The sequence below is a fragment of the Enterococcus thailandicus genome (assembly GCF_001886265.1).
Classification (GTDB): Bacteria; Bacillota; Bacilli; order Lactobacillales; family Enterococcaceae; genus Enterococcus_B; species Enterococcus_B thailandicus.
In genome coordinates this window covers 84,265-99,420 of the sequence record NZ_JXLE01000007.1, presented here as the reverse complement: position 1 = coordinate 99,420, position 15,156 = coordinate 84,265, and the positions used below count along the sequence as shown (strand labels likewise).

At 35.6% G+C, this 15,156-nt stretch carries 18 protein-coding genes; 7 read left to right on the top strand and 11 right to left on the bottom strand.

All coding sequences use genetic code 11. The annotated features are described in order from the left end of the window. Positions 1-324: 324 nt before the first annotated feature. The gene (locus RV17_RS06695) at positions 325-690 is read left to right on the top strand and encodes a MarR family winged helix-turn-helix transcriptional regulator (protein WP_311801585.1); all 366 of its coding nucleotides are present in this window, start codon (positions 325-327) and stop codon (positions 688-690) included. Further along, a complete protein-coding gene (locus RV17_RS06690; RefSeq protein WP_071868809.1) occupies positions 690-1,559 on the top strand; it encodes an SDR family oxidoreductase in 870 nt (289 codons plus the stop codon). Before RV17_RS06695 ends, RV17_RS06690 begins: the two co-directional genes overlap by 1 nt. 273 nt (positions 1,560-1,832) lie before the next feature. On the opposite strand, the gene RV17_RS06685 is transcribed toward RV17_RS06690, so the two are convergent. From RV17_RS06685 to gloA2, 4 genes are all read right to left on the bottom strand, one after another. Continuing rightward, complete coding sequence (locus RV17_RS06685) at positions 1,833-2,396, bottom strand: GNAT family N-acetyltransferase (RefSeq protein WP_067485131.1); 564 nt, start codon at positions 2,394-2,396, stop codon at positions 1,833-1,835. Between the two features lie 60 nt (positions 2,397-2,456). Beyond that, positions 2,457-2,636, bottom strand: a complete 180-nt coding sequence (locus RV17_RS06680) for a hypothetical protein (RefSeq protein WP_067485133.1) — start codon at positions 2,634-2,636, stop codon at positions 2,457-2,459. 83 nt (positions 2,637-2,719) lie between these two features. Beyond that, positions 2,720-3,238, bottom strand: coding sequence for a PepSY domain-containing protein (locus tag RV17_RS06675; RefSeq protein ID WP_067485136.1), 519 nt, complete (start codon positions 3,236-3,238; stop codon positions 2,720-2,722). 94 nt (positions 3,239-3,332) lie between these two features. Continuing rightward, complete coding sequence (gene gloA2 / locus RV17_RS06670) at positions 3,333-3,713, bottom strand: SMU1112c/YaeR family gloxylase I-like metalloprotein (protein WP_071868808.1); 381 nt, start codon at positions 3,711-3,713, stop codon at positions 3,333-3,335. 141 nt (positions 3,714-3,854) lie between these two features. On the opposite strand from gloA2, the gene RV17_RS06665 reads away from it, so the two are divergent. Together RV17_RS06665 and pnuC are read left to right on the top strand one after the other, a co-directional pair. Beyond that, positions 3,855-4,925 carry an endonuclease/exonuclease/phosphatase family protein gene (locus tag RV17_RS06665; RefSeq protein WP_071868807.1) on the top strand — a complete coding sequence of 357 codons (1,071 nt, stop codon included), beginning with the start codon at positions 3,855-3,857 and terminating at the stop codon, positions 4,923-4,925. 217 nt (positions 4,926-5,142) lie between these two features. Then, positions 5,143-5,892: a nicotinamide riboside transporter PnuC gene (gene pnuC / locus RV17_RS06660; RefSeq protein ID WP_067485144.1), complete on the top strand. Its 750-nt coding sequence runs from the start codon at positions 5,143-5,145 to the stop codon at positions 5,890-5,892. Here pnuC and RV17_RS13250 read toward each other — a convergent pair. From RV17_RS13250 to RV17_RS06635, 6 genes are all read right to left on the bottom strand, one after another. Then, on the bottom strand, positions 5,804-6,625 hold the full coding sequence (locus tag RV17_RS13250) for a hypothetical protein (protein ID WP_143139929.1): 822 nt from the start codon (positions 6,623-6,625) through the stop codon (positions 5,804-5,806). The genes pnuC and RV17_RS13250 overlap by 89 nt on opposite strands. Before the next feature lie 137 nt (positions 6,626-6,762). Continuing rightward, on the bottom strand, positions 6,763-8,058 hold the full coding sequence (locus tag RV17_RS06655) for a hypothetical protein (protein WP_071868806.1): 1,296 nt from the start codon (positions 8,056-8,058) through the stop codon (positions 6,763-6,765). A 78-nt stretch (positions 8,059-8,136) separates the two neighbouring features. Then, a complete protein-coding gene (pcp, locus tag RV17_RS06650) occupies positions 8,137-8,781 on the bottom strand; it encodes a pyroglutamyl-peptidase I (protein ID WP_067485150.1) in 645 nt (214 codons plus the stop codon). Positions 8,782-8,797: 16 nt separating this feature from the next. After that, positions 8,798-9,742 carry a DUF979 domain-containing protein gene (locus RV17_RS06645; RefSeq protein WP_067485154.1) on the bottom strand — a complete coding sequence of 315 codons (945 nt, stop codon included), beginning with the start codon at positions 9,740-9,742 and terminating at the stop codon, positions 8,798-8,800. A 1-nt stretch (position 9,743) separates the two neighbouring features. Continuing rightward, the gene (locus RV17_RS06640; RefSeq protein WP_067485156.1) at positions 9,744-10,433 is read right to left on the bottom strand and encodes a DUF969 domain-containing protein; all 690 of its coding nucleotides are present in this window, start codon (positions 10,431-10,433) and stop codon (positions 9,744-9,746) included. A 176-nt stretch (positions 10,434-10,609) separates the two neighbouring features. Next, on the bottom strand, positions 10,610-11,398 hold the full coding sequence (locus RV17_RS06635; protein ID WP_157729245.1) for a TraX family protein: 789 nt from the start codon (positions 11,396-11,398) through the stop codon (positions 10,610-10,612). Between the two features lie 283 nt (positions 11,399-11,681). On the opposite strand from RV17_RS06635, the gene RV17_RS06630 reads away from it, so the two are divergent. Both RV17_RS06630 and RV17_RS06625 read left to right on the top strand, forming a co-directional pair. Beyond that, a complete protein-coding gene (locus RV17_RS06630) occupies positions 11,682-12,002 on the top strand; it encodes a DMT family transporter (protein WP_067485163.1) in 321 nt (106 codons plus the stop codon). A gap of 174 nt (positions 12,003-12,176) precedes the next feature. Beyond that, entirely contained in the window at positions 12,177-12,893 is a 717-nt protein-coding gene (locus RV17_RS06625; protein ID WP_071868804.1) for a GNAT family N-acetyltransferase, read from the top strand. A gap of 166 nt (positions 12,894-13,059) precedes the next feature. Here RV17_RS06625 and RV17_RS06620 read toward each other — a convergent pair whose 3' ends face one another. After that, entirely contained in the window at positions 13,060-14,487 is a 1,428-nt protein-coding gene (locus tag RV17_RS06620; protein ID WP_067485169.1) for a basic amino acid/polyamine antiporter, read from the bottom strand. Positions 14,488-14,695: 208 nt separating this feature from the next. Between RV17_RS06620 and nrdI the strand changes: the two genes are divergently transcribed. After that, positions 14,696-15,151 (top strand): class Ib ribonucleoside-diphosphate reductase assembly flavoprotein NrdI, encoded by a 456-nt coding sequence (gene nrdI, locus RV17_RS06615; protein ID WP_071868803.1) that lies wholly within the window; start codon positions 14,696-14,698, stop codon positions 15,149-15,151. Positions 15,152-15,156: the final 5 nt, after the last annotated feature.

The following is a 15,156-nucleotide window of genomic DNA, read 5'->3' as shown; positions in this document are numbered from 1 at the left end:
TAGCTTAGCATAAAATAACAAAAATAAAAAATGTTAATTCACATATCTCAACAACAGATAACTTAAATAAGCAAAAAAACCACTTTCAATCCATTTAAAATAACTAATTACCTATAAAAAATCATCAATTTCTCTCATAATTTAAATTTTCATGTAGTTTTCCACAGCCAAAACAAAAAAAGTTGACAACTCCCCTTATTTAGTTAGCACACTAACTAAATATCATTTATCGATTATTTTATTGAAGGAGGCCTCACTTAAATGGATACTGGCTATTTATTAATGAATATTTCAAAGTAATTAAAATACAATTTAAATCAAGTACTGAATAAAAAAGGAATTACTGTTCAACAATGGGCAGTAATCCAACAACTCTCTCTCAAAGATGAACGGACTGCTGTCTTATTATCAGAAGCATTGGATATGGACAAACCCACTATTTCCGGAATCATCAAACGACTAGAAAAGAAAGGATTAGTTATCAAAACGGAGAATCCTTCAGATCTTCGCTCTCAGTTGATTTCATTGACCGATACTGGGCATGAAATTTTATCTGAATGCCAAGCACTTAGCGAACAAATTCTTGCAAACTATTTAACAATTTTGTCTACAAAGGAACAAGAAACCTTGAATATTTTACTAACAAAAATAAATCAAGAAAATAATCGAATAGAAAAGAGGAATATGTAATGGATCATATACTTGTCATTGGTGGTACAGGAAATATTGGCTACCCTTTGATTGAAATTTTAGCAACAAATGATCAAATCAAACTCACAGTAGGCGTTCATACTGTTTCAAAGGTTCAAAAAGCATTTCAACAGTTACCACTTGTCCCATTTGACTTTTTAGACCCAAAAACTTTTCCTAAAGCTTTTAAAGGTGTGAATAAAGTCTTCTTTATTCGGCCACCACAGTTATCTAAACCAAAAGAAGACATGGCACCTTTTCTAGCATATGCCAAACAACAAACTATCGAGCAAATCGTTTTCGTTTCTTTAATTGGTGTTAAAAAAAATCCGATGACTCCTCATCATAAAATTGAAAAAATGATCCGTGAAGCAAAGATCCCTTATACTTTTATTCGTCCTAGCTTCTTCATGCAAAATTTAAATACAACGCATCAAAATGATATCAAGAACAACCATGATTTGTTTATTCCAGCAGGACATTCAAAAACAAGTTTTATTGATACCAGAGATATTGGTGAGGTAGCTGCTGTTTGTTTAACAAATTCAGCTTACTTGAACCAAGAGTTAGAACTTACTGGAGCACGCGCACTAACTTATGACGAGATAGCTGAAGTGATGACAACGATTTTGGACACGAAAATTACTTACAGCAAGCCAACTTTATTTAACTTTCGTCGGGTGATGATCCAACGTGGTATACCAAAAGACTACGTCAATGTTATGGTAATGCTTTATCTGATTACTCAATTAGGTAATGCTAAAAAGGTGACAAATACAATTGAACAAGTATTACATCGGCCACCACGAACCATTCAAGAATATGTCCGAGATTATAAACATGATTTTATTCGTGAATCCCACGAGTAATTTAGTTGTTGTTGAACCAACATAATCGTAAAAAAAACAGTCTCCAAACTTAAGCAAAAGACCTCAAGTGAAGGTATATACTTTGCTTTTTCCTTATGATGGACTAAATAGGCATTCGCCAATTCAAAATTTCAAGTTATGCATGAATAACTAATTCTTTAACAGAAAATCTTGCCATTTCGTAACATTAAGCGCCCCAAAACAGCTGTTTTGAGGCGCTTAATTGTTTTTCATTTTTTATTGGCTAACCCTTAGTCTATCTACAAACAACTTTTATATTGTCTTTTGCATATGCTCATATTGATGCCCGCTGATTTCCGTTTCTTCAACGACTTCAAATCCATGACGCTCATATAATTTTTTTGCTTGTGGATTTTGTTGATCGACGCTCAAACCGATGATTGTTCGGTTCGCTTTTTCTGCTAACATCGGTAACGCTTCTAATAGTTTAGAGCCAATTCCTTTTCCTCTAAATTTTTCAGAAACAGAAATCGTATCCAGATACCATTCATTAGGTAAGGTTTCTTTATCTATAAATAAATATTGGTCACGTGGAAGTTCATGTTTTTCTAAAATATCAGCTAACGGTAAATCAATCATAGGTTCTTCTTCGTCCGTATAGCCAAAGGCAACACCTGCCACTTTTCCATCTATTTCTTCAACGATTCCACGAGTATAGCTATAACGATAGTCCGGATCAGCAATTGCATCAGTTAAAACCTCAATTGTTTTTTGCTCGCCAAAGGTTTGAACAAATGGTAATTCCATATCTTTTAAAATGACCAAAATCAACGGTGCAATTTCAGGTCCGTCTTCTTTTCTTGCAAAACGAATCATGTTTATTCTCTCTCCTTTTCTTGCCATTGTAGCATTTGGAAAAAGAAAGTGCAAAATTCGTTATTTTAAATAATTTTCAATTTTTTGAGTAACAAAGTAACCGTGAGAGACTCGTTTTGCTGCTTCTTCACGGCAATATGGACAAACAATTGGTACTTCTTTATCCACGTGTTCAACAACATTTCTAACTTCATGATACGCAAATTTTTTACCACAATGTGGGCACACCATCTTTTCCATAATCTCAACTTCCTTTCGGTTTTCACACCTTTAGATTACTCTTATATACAAAAAAAGAGAAGTGATAACCTTCTCTTTCTGGACTATGCTGATATTAAAAATTGCTGGATTTTTTTCTCGGCTAAAAGATGGATATTGTAGTAAAGTTTCCCTTCTTTTTCGAGAATTTCCCAAGCATGGACTTTTGCCCGCTTGTTTCCAGAAACAGCAATCGCTTCTTTCATAGCAACTTGCGGTTTCTTAGCTTTACGCAGCTTTTTCGTCTCTAATTGTGTCTGATTTTGCTTTTTTTGTTGGCTGATAGCTTTGGTCGTCGTTTTTCCCGTCGTTGGATTGACAACAACTTCATGCTCTTTATCTACAAATAAATAACTATAAGCTGAACTAGCAGTTTTCTTAACTTCATCAGGTAAAAAAAAGCCAATGCTTGTCACTTTCTGACTGTGTGCTTCCTCTTCAAAAATTGAAATTGCTTCTTCCAGAGAAATTTGATAATCTTGCTCACTCAAATCATCTGGTTGAAAAGTTGCATTTAACAAGCCCATTCCACCCGCAACGCCAACAAACACTAAAGCAGCCAAAGTAAGAACGATTTTTTTCATTTGCCTACTCCCTTTTCCCAATTTTTTTCAGTATACCAAGACTCTGTTTTTGGAAAAATCGAAGCAAGTGAAAAAGAAGTGACAGTTTTGTTATCTATTCATGTAATTCAAGTGGTAAGCCATCTGGATCAAAGAAAAAAGTCATTTTTTCACCTGTAAAAGTATCTTTTCTAATTGGCTCTGTCTCAATACCCATTTGCTGAAGTTCAGCTACAACTTCTTCAATCTGATCGACTTTAAAAGCTAAGTGGCGCAACCCACAAGCTTCTGGATAGTTTGGTCTTGCTGGTGCAGAAGCAATGCCAAAAATCTCCAATTCAGCCTCTCCTAGTCTTAAGTCTAGTTTGTAATCACCTCTGTCTGTGCGATAGTTCTCACGAATTACTTCAAAGCCTAGTTTTTCGACATAAAACTCTCGCGATTTTTGATAATCAGAAACAATGATTGCTACATGGTGGATGGTTGATAAATTCATTCTTTTTCCCTTTCTTAACTCAAAAAAATTTATTGGTACAATCTTTAGAACTCTGATGATTTAATCCGGTTGTCATGAACACAAACTCCTCGCTTCTTAATTAAATTACTGCTAAGATATATATATTTTAAGGAGGAGAAAATGAAAAAATTACTAAAAATACTTTTATCAATATTCGCAATTCTTGCACTTATTATAGCAGGCTATGTTGGTTACGTGTATCTAAGCTATCACCGAGAAGCTGACAACCAGGCACTTACTATTCAGTCAAGTAGTTCATCCAAAGATCTCCAGACAGCTCAAGACTATCAAATCATGACCTATAATATTGGTTATGCGGCCTATCCGCCTGATTATAGTTTTTTTATGGATGGCGGCACTGAGTCACGAGCATTTAGTAAACAAAATGTTAAACATAACTTACAGGAAATCCAAGGTGTTATCCAAGAACACCAACCAGACTTTGCCTTCTTTCAAGAAGTTGACAAGAAAGCAACTCGTTCATATAACATTGATGAAGTTGCCGCTCTTTCACAAAATTTTAGTGACTATTCATCTGTTTATGGTCAAAATTATAACTCGGCTTATCTTTTTTATCCAATCACACAACCAATTGGTAAATCACAATCTGGGTTGGTCACTTTTAGTAAAGGAACGATTGCTGAAAGTACACGCTATTCTTTACCCATCGAAACTGGGTTCAATAAGTTTTTTGACTTAGACCGTGCATTTACGGTAAGTAAGATTCCTGTTGCAAATGGCAGATTTCTTTCACTTTATAATTTACATCTCTCTGCTTATACAAAAGATCCTGCGATTCAAAAAGCACAAATCAAAAAATTAGTCGCACAAATCAAAAAAGATCAAGCAGAAAAAAATTATATCATTGTAGGTGGTGATTATAATCACACTCTGTTGCCGGATAGCGAGAAAATTTTTGGCGAAACAAAAGAGGATTTGAGTTGGACACATGCGTTTCCTGAAGAACTTTTACCGAAAGGCATGCACATCGTTCGAAAAGATTTAGCAGAAAAAGCAGTTCCTTCTGTACGCAATTTAAACGAAGCTTATCAACCAGACAAAACTTTCGTCACGTTAATTGATGGATTTTTGGTTTCTGATAATCTTTCAATTAAAGATATTCAAGTAATTGATACGAAATTTGCTTATTCAGATCATAATCCGGTTCAGATGACATTCTCTCTACAATGAAAAAGAAAAGCCAAAAGTCAGGTAATTGACTAATGGCTTTTTTGTTTGATTTACACTTTGAAATCTTTTCTGTTTTTTGCAGAAATTTGAAATAAAAATATCATAACACAGATTTTTTTAAATTGTAAGACTAGATTTTATCATTTAAAAGCATACAATAGATTGTGGTAAAAAAATCTAGAGACACTACATTTTGTGTCTAAAGGAGTTCTTATACATGAAATCATATTTTCATTTTCTAGCTCATCAGCTAAAAGGTTGGCCTCAACAAAATTATTATCTTTTCTTTTTTAGTCTGGGTTGTCAAATCATGACACTCGTAAATAGCCCCATTACTTGGCTGTCGATTGTTGCTTTTATCGGGACTAATTTAGGTGTTTTATGTATTTTATCGATCAACGCTGCGAAATCTGTTAATGGTGTTTTGGGCATTTTATCTGCTATGTGTTTCATCATTGTCGGCTTTTCAGCTAAAAATTATTTAAGTATAGGTGAACAAATTGCTTATATGGTAACTTTGGATATTCCCGTTTTATTAAGTAAAGAATGGAATCACAATATGGCTTCAAAAATTCGTAAATTTACTGGTAAAAGTTGGTTCATCGCAATTATCGGTACTATTCTTGTTTATTTTGTTTCAGGTTTCTTGATTGGTCGTTATACTGATGATCCTCGTCCTTGGATTGATGCGATTGCCTTTTCAATCAGTCTTTCAGCTGGTATCATCAGCTTCTTGCGATACAACAATCAATATTATTGGTGGTTAGCATCTGGTTTGGCTCAAATGGTTCTTTGGTATGTATCATTTACACATGGTTCTGCGAGTCTAGCAATGTTTGTTAACAGCTCTGTTTATTTGCTAAACGATGTATTGGCCTTCACCGTTTCTCCTTGGTACAACCAGAAAGAACGTGAAAGAATGCAAAAAATGGAAGAAGAATATTATCAGACACATCAACACGCGTAAGGTTGTGGCACAAAGCGTTTAGCTCCGACAAGATAGCGAGCAGGCTCTCAAAATAGCTTTTCATATTTTGAAGTGAATGCAAGTTATCTTGAGGAGTTGCTTTGGGAACACCGTGAATAAGGTTGTGGTGCAAAGCGTTTAGCTCCGAACAGATAATGAGCAAACACTCAAAATAGCTTTTTATATTTTGAAGTGAATGCAAGTTATCTTGAGGAGTTGCTTTGGGAACACCGTGAATAAGGTTGTGGCGCAAAACGTTTAGCTCCGAACAGATAATGAGCAAACACTCAAAATAGCTTTTCATATTTTGAAGTGAATGCAAGTTATCTTGAGGAGTTGCTTTGGGAACACCGTGAATAAGGTTGTGGCGCAAAACGTTTAGCTCCGAACAGATAATGAGCAAACACTCAAAATAGCTTTTCATATTTTGAAGTGAATGCAAGTTATCTTGAGGAGTTGCTTTGGGAACACCGTGAATAAGGTTGTGGCGCAAAACGTTTAGCTCCGAACAGATAATGAGCAAACACTCAAAATAGCTTTTCATATTTTGAAGTGAATGCAAGTTATCTTGAGGAGTTGCTTTGGGAACACCGTGAATAAGGTTGTGGCGCAAAACGTTTAGCTCCGAACAGATAATGAGCAAACACTCAAAATAGCTTTTCATATTTTGAAGTGAATGCAAGTTATCTTGAGGAGTTGCTTTGGGAACACCGTGAATAAGGTTGTGACGCAAAATGGTTAGCTTCAACCAATAAGGAAATTTTTCTAAAAATAGTTTAGAAAAGAAATTCTTATTGGCGAAGGTTGTATCAAGAACAGCTTAAAGCAACGAACAAAAAACTACTGTGACTTTTCGTCACAGTAGTTTTTTTATAGCAATTCTTTCAATAGTGCTTTAACTTCTGGCTTTTCTAAATAAAGAGAGTGTTCTAATTTTTGATAATAATCTAACGCTGTTTTTTGTTCTTCTGAAAAGACATACTGCCGTTGTTCAAAATCAACAATCACTTCGGCTACTTTTTTGCCATGAAGTGAGTGAGCAAGGCTTTGCCATTCTTGTTCAGTCAGCTTTTTACTAGTTGATTTGACTTCAATGCTCGACAGTTGCTCACTCGTATTTTCTCGGCGTAAGGCTTTTAAAAATCCATTACGGATAACTCTCGGCAAACTATCAAAAAAGCCTTCTGTAAAACCATAATAGGCATATTTTTCCCAAATCAAGATGTAAATAGCCGGTTGGATAAAACGTTGTTGTTGTGCGCGCACCTTCGCTTCAGTCAACTGATGCGTCGGCTGTTCTCGATTGAACGAACGTAATTCAGCAATCAATAAGTCAAAATAACTGCTTGGTAATTTTTCCTTTGTATCCATCAAGACAGCTTGCCAATCTTTTCGTAAAAATGCACGGTAATTTGTCAAAAATTCTTCAATGTTCCTCGTTAACTCTTCTGTAAAATCTTCAAATAATTCCTTCTTTGCTCGACTTTTCTTTGGCTGATCAGCAATCTGCTCACTGATTTTTTGGATTTCATGTTCTATTGCCTGATAATCTGCTAAGTAAATGGGCATCTGAGCTTGTCGAAAATCTGCTACTCGTTTAGCCAAATGAACGTCTGGTAAATACGGTCGTTTCAATCGTCGGTTATGGTACAAAGAAAAAAGATATTCTTGCCATAACACTTCAGGAAATTCGATATTTTGTTGTTTTAACCATAATAGTTCATCCAATGCTAAATCAACTTGTGTCATCCCTTGATGGATTGAATTTGCAATTGCTGGTGATACATGCAGATGCTCGGCAAAGTGATTGATTCCTAGTTTTAGAATTTTCCCTGTTTTTGGGGATTTAACGATGTATTGAACCTTTAATTCTCGTCCACAATCACAATACAACTTTTCTTGTCTTCGAGAAGTTCGAAAAAAAGGGTTGATTTTAAAGTCAGCAAATACCCAATCCGTAGCAGCCAAATAATTTTCTTCCATAAAACGTGAATTGATTAAGTAACGACGGTATTTATCAACTAATTTGCGTTGTGGCTTCGTCAACCGTTCATAAATTTCAAAGCGTTGATTGCTGGTATATTGTTTTGATACTTTAATTGGATAACTTTTCTTATTTAGTTCTTTGGGAAACCATTCTTCAAATACTGCTTTCCATTCTTCCATAACGTTTCCCTCCTAAAAAAAGAAGCTGGGATCTAACGAGTCGTTAGTTGCCAGCCTCTACTATTTGATTGCTAATTATTAGTGAGTTGTACCTGCATTACCAGAAATATCTTGTTCATTTTCAATTGCAGCTTCGACCGCATACGTTAGTGAATCGGCAATATCAGCTAATGACATAGATGCTGTACCCACTGGACGTTCGATTACTTGATCAGGTGAAAACGGCACATGGATAAAGCCACCACGAATTGTTGGAAATTCTGTATGAAGGACATGTAGTAAACGATACATGATATCATTGCAGACAAATGTTCCTGCAGTATAAGAAATATATGCTGGCAGTCCATGATCGTGAACATTTTTAGTCATTGCTTTGATTGGCAACGTAGTAAAATAAGCGGCTGGTCCGTCTTCTTCCAATGCCGTATCAAACGGTTGGTTTCCTTCATTATCAGGAATACGTGCTTCTGCTAGATTGATTGCTACTCGTTCAAATGAAACAGCTGAGCGACCTCCTGCTTGTCCAACACAAATGACAATTTCCGGTTGATGCTCTTTGATTGCTTCTCTGACTACTTGGCTACTTTTTCCAAAAACAGTTGGTACTTCTAGTTTGATAATCTCAGCTCCCGCAATTTCTGCAGGCATTTTTTTTACAGCTTCATAAGCTGGATTTACTTTGTCGCCACCAAATGGATCAAAACCTGTTACTAATACTTTCATCTTTTGTTCCTCCTAATTATTTAAATAAAATCATATAAGCAATTTGGAATACTAACATAAATAAAGCAATAAATAATTGATTTTTGATTACGCCATACTTGTCTTTCATTTCTAACATAGCGACTGGAACAATATTAAAGTTTGCAGCCATCGGTGTCAAGAGCGTTCCACAAAAACCACAAGTTAAAGCAACCATTCCAATCAGCGCTGGATTTGCTCCTTGACTAAAGACAAACGGTGCACCAATCCCAACAGTCATGACTGTAATTGCTGCGAAGGCATTTCCCATAATTACTGTGAAGACAACCATTCCCACTGCATAGATAATAATCCCAATATTCACGTTTCCTTCAGGAACAATTGTACCAACAGCATTTGAAATCACCGTTCCTACTCCTGCACTGGTAAACACAGCGCCCAATGAAGCAAGTAGCATTGGTAACATACTCAACGGACCAACTGTTCCTAACATATCAGCTGCGTCGTCTAAGAACGTTGTAGGCTGATTGTCGCGGGAAAAGAACATCAAAATCGCCATCGCTGCAAAGACACCAACTCCAACTCCAACTAAAGCACCTAATTTGGTGAATAAGGCAAACAAAATTGCAAATACCCCAATACTTAACGCTGGAATAAAAATCTTCATGCCTAGTTTGCTTGACATTTTTTCCATATATTCTTTTGAAGGCAAACGACTATCACCCTTGCTCACCCTTTTCGCAATTGCTGGAATCGTCATAGCAAAAATCAAGATACCACTTACTAGTGGTGGCAACCATCGGCCGGCTGCAATCACCACACCTAACGTTGCCCAAAAAAAGGCTGAGCCATAACGATGTGGATTCGTTTTATCAAGTAGATTTCGTAGCCCTGTATAAACTAAGACTAGACCCATGATGATATATAAAATTTCAAGTAATTTATCACTTAATAAAATATCAGGATTCGTAAAAAAATTCATCTTATTGCTCCTTTTCTTGAGAATAATATTTCTTTGCTAATTTCTTTTCTTTTAAATAGAAATAAATACTAGAAACAACTAATGCAGTCAGTGCCACTGGTACTTCAACCAGCGCTAGCTGTCCTAAGGTCACTTCATAACCTAAGTCTTTCAATGTTGACTGTACCAGCAAGGCGCCCGCACCACCGATAAATAAAACTTGTCCAAAGAACCAACAAATATTTTCCATAGCAGATGCCATTCCTTTAAGCTCTTCCTCATGTTCTGGATGAACTTTCAGTCCTTTTGATTCAACTGTGCCTAATGCCATTGGTAAAATAATTGGACGAACAAATCCTGCAACGCCCCCAAAGCTCACATTAAACGCAGCAAAAATCATCCGGAAAACGCCATAGATATCGATAATCATGCCAGCTGAAACTTTTTTGAATCGTTGAATCAAAGTCGCAGCAGACTCTTTCAATCCATTTCTTTCTAACGTTCCTGTTGCTAACATGATAATAATAAAGATAGCCATGCCTCGATTATTTACAAAGCTGGTACCCAATAACTCAAGCATGCCATTAATCCCTAGCCCACCTGTTAAAGCAGTTACGACTAAAGCAACCATCACAATCAAAATTGAATCTAATTTTAGTGCAAAACCAATAATAACAATTAAAACGCCTAAAAGACTTAGATAATTCTCCATTTGTTTTCCTCCCCCAAATGACAAGATATTTTTTAATTATAAAACAAATTTGAATGAAAATATAGTTGAAATCGAATGAAAAGACATCAATGTGCGAAAATTCTGTCAATTAATCGACAAAATAAAAAAACACTGTAATCAGTCATCCAGCGATTACAGTATTTTTTACGACAGCGTTAACGTACAAAATAGAAGATAACATAAATGATCCAGAGGTGAATAGGATAAAAAAGATAGAAGAAATATTTGTTCCACTTGCTATTAGTCCCACCTAATTGACCATTGTATAATGCAATTAATGGAATAACTGTCACCATCATAAACTCGTTATCAAAAGTTAAATAATCATACAAACTTTGATTCACTGGCGTCTGCATGTAACTAGAAATAGCTAGGGCAAGTAAAATCATGGTATAAACAAAAATCCCAATTAACAATTTGTTTCTTTGTCCCTCTTCTTTGAAAACAAACATCAGCAACATCATTGGAATCAGATAGATGCCTCCTTCTGATGCTGCTGTAAGCACCAATAAAATCAAAAATGTCAGGATCAACATAATTTTTTGTCCCACACTACTTTGTTTCATCGTAGCTAGCACCCACATCATACAAAATAAAAGAAATAGCGTAAGAAAAATATTGTGCGGGCCTAAAAATAAAAAGTAATCAGGTTGATGTGTCAAAGGATTGATATAGGCTCCCGTCAGCAACTGGTAAACCACATTACCGATTGCCGTAACGAATGCAGCCAACCCCAAACGCTTTGCATATTTTGCTCGACTTCGCGTGTGTCTAAATCCTTCTACTAATAAAAAAACAAATAAAGGTGCAACAAATCTCCCTAACCATGCTACCCATGAAGGAAAACCTAGCTGTGACCCAAAATAACTATTCACATGATCCACAACCATAAAAGCAATCGCTAACCACTTTAATTGAAAACTATTTATTCCTTTAAAATTCACTCTTAAACCCTCAACTTTTTCATTATTTAATAACATTTCTTTAGTATACTAATTCGCAAGAAACAAAACCATTTTAAGAGCAACTATTCCTCTTACAATTTTGTTGGATAGTGTTTTTTTATCTTTAGAAATGCCAACCTATTTAAAATGTGCTATACTGACTCTATTAATCGAATACAAAGCTGCCACCGGGTAGCATATGAGGATAATCATTCCGTTAGGTCTTTGAAGGAATGGTTCTCCTCTTTTTTGTGTTCAAAATTTTAGAAAGGAGCATTTGGCTATGGCATGGTTAGAATTAATTGTAGCAGGAGTTCTAGAAGTATTTTGGTCAACAATGATGAAATGGAGTGATGGCTTTTCAAAAGTTAATTATTCGATTTATACGATTATTGGTATGATTGCCAGTTTCTATTTTTTATCAAAAGCGATCAAACACTTACCAATGAGTTTATCTTACCCTATCTGGACAGGGATTGGTGCCCTAGGTTCCGTTATCATTGGAGTTGTCTTATTCCATGACAAACTGAATACAGCAACTTGGCTTTTTGTCGGGCTTTTGTTGATTAGCATCGTTGGTATCAAAATGACAAGTGGCCATTAAACAAGAATGAAAAATGAATTGGGTCGATTTGCGTATGTTACGTCAAAAAATAGCTGTCATTTTCACTGATTTGGATTACGCTGTTAATAGATGTACGAGCAAATCGGCTTTTTTAAAAAGAAAACAGAACAACTATTAAAAAAATATTATCAACTAAAAGGAGAGCACCAGCTTATGAATAAACAATTTTTTACTGGATCTAAGATTTCTTATGAAACAGACTTATTTCAGAAACATTTTAGTGCGTATTCCAATTACCTATATGACCAGAATTTTATTTGGTTAAAAAAAGAACCTTCTATTGATGAATTAGCTGCTATTGAAGAGAACTTTATGGAAAACTGGATGAACGATGCACCTATGTTTAAATTTAACTTCACCCCTTCTGATTCTTTTTTAGCTCATTTAGAGACGCAAGGATTCTCTACAGAAAAAATGTTGATTTTTACTATTCCAAGTAATCAGTTAGCCTCAACAAGCTTCCCCAAATTTGAGATTTCAAAGGTACATACAGCTACACTCACTGAATTTTTAAATAGCAAATTTACGCAAGACCTTATCTACGGTGAAGAATTTGCAAAAATCAATCAACACTTTCTCCTAACTTTATTTAAAGAGGACATCTTAGATCTATTTATTGCTTCAACAAATCAAGCGGTGATTGGCTTTGCGACGGTCATTAAGCATCCAACAAATATTGAAATTTATGATATTTATACTGCGCCAGACTTTAGAAATCAAACAGTTGCTAAATCATTACAACAATATGTAGCGAATTTTTATCAAGATACGACTATCGTTATTGTTGCTGACTATTCCGATACGCCAAAAGAAATGTACAAAAAGCTTGGCTATAAAATTAGTGGCTTATTTTATCAAGCACAAAAATGAACCATTGTTCCTTCTAGTTGACCTTGATAGGCCGTTGGTGCCAATTTATTATAAATAGGAACCTTGATATACATAAAAAGATAGCTTCAATTTCCGAAGGTTTGGAAATTAAAGCTATCTTTTTTACTAATAACTATTTTATTTACTTTAAAGAACTTGCAATCAACTACACATGCAGTTTTCCTGTTCCAAATAGGATTAAAGCTACGACTCCTACTAAAGTGACCAAAATCAATAAGAAGCGATCGATTTTCACATGATCGACTGGCTGTTCCTGCTCTTTTCTAGCTTGCAGATAGAAGTAAATACCTGGCAAGAAAAGAACCAAGACAAGCATTACTTCGTTAAAGGCAACCACAAACATTGCCCAAACTTGGAAGGCACTGGCTAACAGGCCAATCAAAAACTGTCCCCATTCACGACGTTGATAGGATAATTTCATTTGATACAATCCGAGAAATAACCACGTAAAGAAAATCGCTGCCGTTCCCAAAGTATACGCAAAGTTATACGCACTGTCTGTAAATAAAAGTGATAACAAGAACACATTTGTACACAACGTTGTTAAAATAATCGCGAAAGTTGGTGCGCCTTGTGCATTCACCTTACTCCAACTTTTTGGTAACAAACCATCTTGTGCCATATTGCGCATCGTTTCTACTGGTAAAATCGTCCATGAAAGCCACACACCAAATAACGAAATAATCAAACCTCCGTTAATTACTACTGCGCCCCATTTACCAACCATTTTTTCAAATACATACCCCATAGCCGGTTGTGTCTGAATCGATTGAAGTTCTTTCATTGGCATCGTTCCATACGGAAGCATAGAAACTAACACGTAAATCAAAATCAAGCCAAGAATCCCTAAAATCGTTGCTTTTCCAACATCTGATTTTTTCTTTGCACGCGAACCAACAACTGATGCGCCTTCAATTCCAACAAATACCCAGAGCATCACCATAATACAACTTAAAATTTGACTCGAAAATGGAACAACTTGTCCATTGGCTGTTAAAATAATATCACTTGAAAAGTTTGCAATAAATTGTTGAATCGAGAATGTGCTGATTGCTACCACAATGAATAAAAAGAGTGGTACTAATTTACAAATCGTCACGATTGCATTCACAATACTTGCATTTTCTACTCCGCGATTGACTAACCAAGCATATCCCCAAAGTAAAAGAGTACTCATTATCACAGAAGGAATATTTTGACCACCAGCAAACACTGGGAAAAAATACCCCAATGCACTCATCAGCAACGTTGCAAAAGCAACATTTCCTAACCAACAAGTCAGCCAATAGCCCCAACCACTGATAAATCCTGCAAATCGACCAAATCCCGCTTCAGCATAACTAAAGATTCCGCCCTCTAAATCCGGACGTTTTTTGTTTAAATTGTTAATAGACAAAGATAACATCAACATTGCCGAGCCGACAAGTAACCAACTAAAGAGCGCTGCACCTCCTGCTGAACCAGAGATGTCTGTCATGATACCGAAAACGCCACCTCCAATAGCTGAACCAATGACCATGGCTGCTAGTGGAATTAGCCCAATCCCTTTTTTCTGTCGCTCTATCTCATTCATGCAAGTATCCTCCAAATAAAAAACCGCTTTTATCAAATTATAACAAACCACTGTTGCTTTTACCCTTTTCACTAAAACTCTCACAAAATTATTATTTTATACATTTTTTTCTAATTATTCACAAAACACCATATAAACATTCGCCTTTTTCCTTCTGTCGTTTCCTTAAAAACATGCTATACTAAACAGACGAATAGGAGGAACTCAAATGAACATTTTATATATATCAATCTCTGGTAACACGCGTGCTTTTGCTCATCATCTGATGGAATACGCCCAAGAACAGCATCAAGCAGATAACACTTTACCTGAAATCACGCTAAAAGAAATCCATGAAAATAGTGATTTTGAACAAGAAACTGAACCCTTCTTCACATTTGTTCCGACTTATTTGGAAGGTGGCAACGGAATTGATAATGGTGATACTGAAATTCTGACTGAAACCATGCGTGAATATCTGGATTTTCAAAATAATTATCAATTTTGTTTAGGTGTTGTTGGTAGTGGCAATAAAAATTTCAACAACCAGTATTGCTTAACTGCTAAACAATATGCGCAACAATTTGGTTTTCCTTTCTTAGCTGATTATGAATTACGTGGTACGCCAACTGATGTGGCACAAATTTATCAAACATTGACTCAAGTGTTTAACGACAATCAATAAACAAA

What these genes read in the sequence shown, in the direction of transcription:
- pnuC (WP_067485144.1), top strand. Translation starts at nt 5,143, where the DNA reads ATGAAATCATATTTTCATTTTCTAGCTCATCAGCTAAAAGGTTGGCCT.
- RV17_RS06675 (WP_067485136.1), bottom strand. Translation starts at nt 3,238, where the DNA reads ATGAAAAAAATCGTTCTTACTTTGGCTGCTTTAGTGTTTGTTGGCGTT.
- RV17_RS06645 (WP_067485154.1), bottom strand. Translation starts at nt 9,742, where the DNA reads ATGAATTTTTTTACGAATCCTGATATTTTATTAAGTGATAAATTACTT.
- RV17_RS06655 (WP_071868806.1), bottom strand. Translation starts at nt 8,058, where the DNA reads ATGGAAGAATGGAAAGCAGTATTTGAAGAATGGTTTCCCAAAGAACTA.
- RV17_RS06680 (WP_067485133.1), bottom strand. Translation starts at nt 2,636, where the DNA reads ATGGAAAAGATGGTGTGCCCACATTGTGGTAAAAAATTTGCGTATCAT.
- RV17_RS06685 (WP_067485131.1), bottom strand. Translation starts at nt 2,396, where the DNA reads ATGATTCGTTTTGCAAGAAAAGAAGACGGACCTGAAATTGCACCGTTG.
- RV17_RS06690 (WP_071868809.1), top strand. Translation starts at nt 690, where the DNA reads ATGGATCATATACTTGTCATTGGTGGTACAGGAAATATTGGCTACCCT.
- gloA2 (WP_071868808.1), bottom strand. Translation starts at nt 3,713, where the DNA reads ATGAATTTATCAACCATCCACCATGTAGCAATCATTGTTTCTGATTAT.
- RV17_RS06625 (WP_071868804.1), top strand. Translation starts at nt 12,177, where the DNA reads ATGAATAAACAATTTTTTACTGGATCTAAGATTTCTTATGAAACAGAC.
- RV17_RS06640 (WP_067485156.1), bottom strand. Translation starts at nt 10,433, where the DNA reads ATGGAGAATTATCTAAGTCTTTTAGGCGTTTTAATTGTTATTATTGGT.
- RV17_RS06630 (WP_067485163.1), top strand. Translation starts at nt 11,682, where the DNA reads ATGGCATGGTTAGAATTAATTGTAGCAGGAGTTCTAGAAGTATTTTGG.
- nrdI (WP_071868803.1), top strand. Translation starts at nt 14,696, where the DNA reads ATGAACATTTTATATATATCAATCTCTGGTAACACGCGTGCTTTTGCT.
- RV17_RS06665 (WP_071868807.1), top strand. Translation starts at nt 3,855, where the DNA reads ATGAAAAAATTACTAAAAATACTTTTATCAATATTCGCAATTCTTGCA.
- RV17_RS06620 (WP_067485169.1), bottom strand. Translation starts at nt 14,487, where the DNA reads ATGAATGAGATAGAGCGACAGAAAAAAGGGATTGGGCTAATTCCACTA.
- pcp (WP_067485150.1), bottom strand. Translation starts at nt 8,781, where the DNA reads ATGAAAGTATTAGTAACAGGTTTTGATCCATTTGGTGGCGACAAAGTA.